This is a genomic window from Prevotella sp. Sow4_E9_plate, assembly GCF_052116205.1.
In the GTDB taxonomy this organism is placed as follows: Bacteria; Bacteroidota; Bacteroidia; order Bacteroidales; family Bacteroidaceae; genus Prevotella.
In genome coordinates, this window is record NZ_JBQKLN010000081.1 from 1 (window position 1) to 5,832 (window position 5,832).

Sequence of the window (5,832 nt, forward strand, 5' to 3'; positions counted from 1 at the left end):
ATAAGAAACGCCCTGTAGATTTCGCCAATGTAGCCCTGCTGAATGTTCGTGATTCTTCATTGATAAATGGCGGCGTGACGAATGAGAACGGCCAGTTCGTGATTCCCTGCGAGGCGAGAAAGGCGATAGTAAGAGTAAGTTGCGTGGGCTATATTACGGCAAGCAATACCTTTAATATAGGTAAGATAGGGACAATAACTCTGAAAGAGGCAACAATGAACCTGCAGAAAATTGTAGTGAAAGGACATCGACAGCCTTTCAGAATGACTTCTGAAGGATTGGTGGCTCAGGTAGAAGGAACCTCCTTGGAGAAAATGGGCTCGGCAGAAGATGTATTGAAACATCTTCCGAGAGTGATGCAGAAGAACGGTGATATAGAAGTCTTGGGAAAAGGTAAACCTTTGATTTATATAGATAACAAGAAAATCAAGGGAACCATTGACCTCGATAGATTGAGTTCTTCTGACATCAAACATGTGGAGGTGATAACCGAGCCGGGTGCTGAATACGATGCAACCTATCAGTCTGTCATCAGAATCAAGACGACAAGAAAAAAGGGAGAAGGACTGGGATTGACTTATCGCCAGGTCTATCAGCGCAATCATCAGAACAATCATCGTGAAGTCCTCGATTTGAACTATCGCTATCGGGGATTGGATATCTTCTCCAATTTGTATGGCGGTTTGTCTCAGGGCTATCAGGATCAGCATAATGATAACAGACTCTACGGCAAGACGCTCATGAGTATCGACGAAGACTTGATTATCAAAAACCAGAGTTACTATACCAGTGGAAGTCTTGGTTTTAATTATGTTTTCAATGATAAGCATTCCGTGGGTGCCACTTACGAGGTGAACATCAATCCTTATAGTCGGGGTGGATGGAATTCGCTGATGGATGTCTGGAAGAATGGCTCCAAGACAGAAAGCTATACAAATGATATGTATTGTCGTTTCAAAAGCCGACCTACGCAGGATATTACGGCTTATTATGCCGGACAGATAGGAAAGGTGAGCATAGAATGGAATGGGGAAATATATCTTCGTAAAACAGGACAGACTCAATATTCTGAAGAAACAGGAATTGAGGGCGGAGATTCTCGTACGATAGAATCTGATTTCACAGCTGATAGTTGGATGCATGCATCTAAGCTGGTACTGAGCTTTCCGGTATGGAAAGGTACTCTGAAGGTTGGTAATGAGTTTACCGAAAGTTGCCGTGCCAATCTTTATACTATAGATGAACAGGGAACTGACTTGCCAGGCAAGACGGACGACCAGGTGAAGGAAAGTAATCTTGCAGCCTTTGTTTCTTATGGATTGAGACTAAACAAGGTAGAACTGAATGCTGGCCTCAGATACGAACATGTTTCTTCCAATTACTATAATACAGGTGGTGATTATTGGAGCGAGGAGAATAAGGATTATTTCGTACCCGACCAGAGTCGTAAGTACGACCATTTCTTTCCGAATGTGTCCTTGACCTTTCCTATCGGGAATGTGAAAATGAATATGGTTTATAAGGTGACGGTGAGTCGTCCTTCCTATAGTCAGTTAAGTAGTAATGTGCAATATAATAGTCGCTATTATTATCAGGGTGGAAATCCATTGCTCACGTCAACCTTCGAACATGGCATAGGGATTAATCTGGGATATAAATGGTTCCAGTTTTTTGCCAACTGGCGTTATCTTGTAGATCCTTGCTATCAGGTGATAGAACCGTATCATGACAATGAGTTAATCAGTATGTACACCTTTCGTAATTTGAATCATTCTCAGGTTTGTTACGTGGGACTGACGGCATCGCCAACGATAGGATGGTGGCATCCTACGTTGGGCGCAGGTATCAGAAAGCAGTTCCTGACCATTGGTGGTAAGGCGTACAGTAAACCGATATTCATAGGCTCTTTCAATAATGCGTTTTCGCTACCATGCGGTTGGACGCTTAATCTTGATATGAGTTGGAACACGCAGGGCCATTCTGCGCTTCCGCTTTATATGGCACAAGGAGGAGTGGACGTCTCTTTGCGTAGAAGTTTTCTTCACGACCGCCTGAATGTCACTTTGGCGGGCAATGACCTCTTTGCGACAATGCGCAATTCTACAAGATTGGTATATGGTACCAGCGATATCTATACCAGAAAATATACGGATACCCGAATGTTCATGTGCTCATTCAGCTATAAGTTTAATGTTAGTAGAAGCAAGTACAAGGGTACGGGTGCCGGTAATACAGAAAAGAACAGATTGTAAAATAAAAAACAGAAAGTATATGAAGCGTTGTTTATGGATGATATTCATGGTGGTTGGTACCTGGATGCTAACTGGCTGTAGTAGTGATGATGATAAGTTGGACAGCCTTCCTTGGAATGACAAGGAACTGTTCAACCAGTCTTTTGTTTTAAATCAGGATGGGTATTGCATCTTAGAAGGAAAGGCTCCTGTCTGTGATATAGATAGGAATGTTCTGAATTCTTATCTTGTAAGTTATGGCTGGCAACCTGTCGGCATCTATCAGACGAAGGAAAACGGTAAACTTGCGAAAACTGATTATCGTGAAGGCATCAAGGATTATAGTCCGAAGGTCTATGAATTTTTATCTGAGAATCAGTTGATGACTTATTATCGTGATGAGGATACACGTACATTCTGTTTCAAGAAGCAGGATTGGTCGTATGATGATGCGACGGGCATTGTCATCAAAACGAATAAGGCTGGTAAGGTAGATGATTATATGCAAATCCTGGATGTGAAGTTTCATGAAGATGAAGCTTACCTGTATGTGATGGAGAAGATTGGTTCGGTGACAGTAGCTGACAATCAGGAAAAAGCTGTTTATGGCTTGGTGGTATATCAGCGTTTATCTTCATTAGAACTGATTGATGTGCAGAATACTTATACTATTGATAAGAGTGATGAAGAAGACAAGCCAAATGAAACTGAAAAAGTACCGGATGATTGCCGTTATTATATTCGGTGTGTATATGCCAATTCTAAGGATGCGCATGGAATGGGTGATGGACATAGTAAATTTCAGTCATTCAGACTTTTGAGTTTGGATTTGGCAGATTATCTGAACAATAACTCATCAGCTAACCCTTATTATCATTATTATGATTCCATTGTATGGTCATGTAAGGGAATGCCAGATAGGGTAGTGAGTCTCAGAAATGAGAACAATTGTTATGCTGTGTCAATCAACCTTAGCACTTATCTTTTTCAGATCAGCCGTAATACTTCTATGACGGAGGAAGATAGAACATTGATTGTTGCTGATGGCTATAGGGGTGGACGTGTGGTTTATTCTTCCGGCATCTATCTCAATATCTATAATAATGGTTTCATGGGTTACGATTTCGGTTCTTCTGATTTGCTGAATCCATCTAATGATGACTATGATTTGTATTGCATCTTCGACCAGAGCAAGCGGTTCCGGATAGTCTCTCCTCGTTATTCTCCTGATTTTCCGGAAAAGCCATATTCTGAGTTGAAATACATTGTATCAGGGGTGCTGTTGGATTCTGAGAATCCGGAAAGCATGAAGAAGCATGAGGCTGTGTTGTCTGAGCAAAAGAGGATGCTGGTTGATCTGATGGATATGTATTATGGTCAGTATGGCAAGGGTGTTGTGGTAGATGATTCGAACAGAGAGAAGTACCGCAATCGTTTCAAGGCTTTGCCATCCGATGCAGACATTGTGATGTATTGGAAGGGCTATACGCCTGTGCAATGGAACTCTGATTATGTGGGATGTTTAGTTGCTTTAATCTTGAAAAAGAATAAGGAAAATCCCTTGAAGAGTTACTATTGTATCCATGCAGAGCCGATTAAATAGATTTCCCTCTCAATACAACAATGAATATATGACAATCGGTCAAGCGAAGGCACAACCATATTGGCTTGCTCTTTGCTTGACCGATGTTTTTATTTTTCTTCAGTTAGATACTCCTTGATTTGTTGCTCTAATATCGGAAGGTCGTTTGTAATCACATCCCAAACAACGTTGTTATCAACTTGGAAATATTCATGAACGCTATAGTTCCTCATGCCGTTCACTTGTTTCCAAGGAGTCTTAGGATGCGCTTGCCGAAATTCTTCAGTTAGCATATTCGATGCTTCTCCAAGAATTTCGATGTTCTTGACTACTGCGTAATACATCATGTCGTCTGCGATAAAATCCTCAAAGTTTTTACCTTTTGTATATCGGCAGATTCTTTCTATCGCCTGGAGCATGTGCTCTAGGCGGTTTTTATCTCTACTTCGTTCTCTCATATACTAAGATTTTATCACGTTCTACTGATTCCTGTGCAAAAGGAAGTAAGGTTCCTTCTGAGACCAAATCAACTTTTCTACCTAAGAGTTCTTCCAAATCACTCCACATGCCGAAGAATTTTAAACCTATAGGTTTACTCTTGTCCAAAGAAACCATAATATCGACATCGCTATCCTTCGTTTCTTCCCCTCTGGAGAAAGAACCGAACAGCCAGGCTTTCAGTACGGGTTGGGTGCTGAAATAATGGCGTAAAGCTTCTATGATGGCTCGTTTACCCATAATATCTCGTTTACCCATAATATAATGATGTTGTTTCTTGGTGCAAAGATACACTTTTTATTCGAAAGAGCAAGCTTTTTTCTAGTTTTTTATTACCTTTGCATAGGTTTTCCGAAAATAATCTATGTTTTGCTTAGTTTTTTGCTTGGCTCAACTGTATAGATAATAAGAAACAGAAAAAAGAAAAACTGATGTATATGAAAATACTTTTTCGTGTGCGTATAAGCCCGATGTTAAATCAAAAAAGAATCTGATATGAACCTTATAGATACCCCCAAAAATTACGTCCCGATGTAGACTTTACCACATGGCGACGTAATCTTTCCTACATCACGACACAGATATTCCTGCGTCGCCATGTAATTTCAAGGGCATCGGAAGAGATTACACGGATTCTTTATGAGATTATAATCGCTTCATGTAGCTTTTTCCAGAAAGAAACTCTCTTAAAACAATGAATATATGACAATCGGTCAAGCGAAGGCAAAACCATATTGGCTTGCTCTTTGCTTGACCGATGTTTTTATTAAGCCACTTTTTTCCCTTGTTTGTACAGGAAATCTGGGGCAAAATCAATTCCATTGTACCATTCCAAAGTCCAATGGGTAAGTCCAAATTGAATAAACTTATTCATGTCTTTAAGTTCTTCTCGCTTATTGCCTTTTAGTAATGGGAGAAAGTCAATGCGTCTTGTTTCGCCATTACTGAACTTTAAGTCCATGGTATAATCCTTAATGTAATCAACATCAACGATTCTTATTAAATCAATGTCAACCATAATTCAACTTATTTAAGAGGTTCAATTTTTATTATTTCCTTGCCTTCCTGTAATCGCTTCCAATTCATTTCAAGTTCGTTTTGATGAATCTCCATCCACTTGAATACGTCTTTAAGTACCTTTTTAGGCAATTCTCCTTTTACAATTCCATCTTGTATGGTAATAATGGCTTCGTAGTCTCCATATCTCACATGAAAATGTGGAGGATTGTGATCATCTCCAAACATGGCAATGATAATTCCGAAAAAACGACTTAGTTCTGGCATAATCTTTATTATTTTTTGGCAAAGATAAAAAAAACTATTGAATGTTCCAAATCTTTTTATTACTTTTGCATTGCTTTTCCAAAAAAAGTAGAAGATTTCTTCATTTTAGGGGTAATTGATTTCAGGAAAGCTTGTATATAAGAGTAGAAACAAGAAGAAAATGACGTGATGACAGAAGAAAATGAACAGCGGATGGAACGGCTGTTCCACGACCATTACGAGCAGATGTATCGCTTC

Annotated in this window: 6 protein-coding genes; 2 read left to right on the forward strand and 4 right to left on the reverse strand. The window is 39.7% G+C overall.

The genetic code is table 11. From position 1 onward, the window contains the following. Both ACTQ53_RS16920 and ACTQ53_RS16925 read left to right on the forward strand, forming a co-directional pair. Nucleotides 1-2,252, forward strand: a 2,252-nt coding sequence (locus ACTQ53_RS16920) for an outer membrane beta-barrel protein (RefSeq protein WP_441934432.1), incomplete at its 5' end; no start/stop codon positions are given. 19 nt (nucleotides 2,253-2,271) lie between these two features. Further along, on the forward strand, nucleotides 2,272-3,834 hold the full coding sequence (locus tag ACTQ53_RS16925; protein ID WP_441934434.1) for a hypothetical protein: 1,563 nt from the start codon (nucleotides 2,272-2,274) through the stop codon (nucleotides 3,832-3,834). 89 nt (nucleotides 3,835-3,923) lie between these two features. On the opposite strand, the gene ACTQ53_RS16930 is transcribed toward ACTQ53_RS16925, so the two are convergent. From ACTQ53_RS16930 to ACTQ53_RS16945, 4 genes are all read right to left on the reverse strand, one after another. Next, entirely contained in the window at nucleotides 3,924-4,271 is a 348-nt protein-coding gene (locus ACTQ53_RS16930; RefSeq protein WP_006849313.1) for a HepT-like ribonuclease domain-containing protein, read from the reverse strand. Then, entirely contained in the window at nucleotides 4,255-4,569 is a 315-nt protein-coding gene (locus ACTQ53_RS16935) for a nucleotidyltransferase family protein (protein WP_316210241.1), read from the reverse strand. The genes ACTQ53_RS16930 and ACTQ53_RS16935 overlap by 17 nt, the downstream gene beginning before the upstream one ends. A 508-nt stretch (nucleotides 4,570-5,077) precedes the next feature. Further along, complete coding sequence (locus ACTQ53_RS16940) at nucleotides 5,078-5,332, reverse strand: DUF2442 domain-containing protein (protein WP_155814079.1); 255 nt, start codon at nucleotides 5,330-5,332, stop codon at nucleotides 5,078-5,080. 5 nt (nucleotides 5,333-5,337) lie between these two features. Next, on the reverse strand, nucleotides 5,338-5,595 hold the full coding sequence (locus ACTQ53_RS16945; RefSeq protein WP_294967729.1) for a DUF4160 domain-containing protein: 258 nt from the start codon (nucleotides 5,593-5,595) through the stop codon (nucleotides 5,338-5,340). Between the last annotated feature and the right edge of the window lie 237 nt (nucleotides 5,596-5,832).

Bases quoted from the DNA above. Each gene is read 5' to 3' on its own strand.
- ACTQ53_RS16925 (WP_441934434.1), top strand. From the start codon at position 2,272: ATGAAGCGTTGTTTATGGATGATATTCATGGTGGTTGGTACCTGGATG.
- ACTQ53_RS16930 (WP_006849313.1), bottom strand. From the start codon at position 4,271: ATGAGAGAACGAAGTAGAGATAAAAACCGCCTAGAGCACATGCTCCAG.
- ACTQ53_RS16935 (WP_316210241.1), bottom strand. From the start codon at position 4,569: ATGGGTAAACGAGATATTATGGGTAAACGAGCCATCATAGAAGCTTTA.
- ACTQ53_RS16945 (WP_294967729.1), bottom strand. From the start codon at position 5,595: ATGCCAGAACTAAGTCGTTTTTTCGGAATTATCATTGCCATGTTTGGA.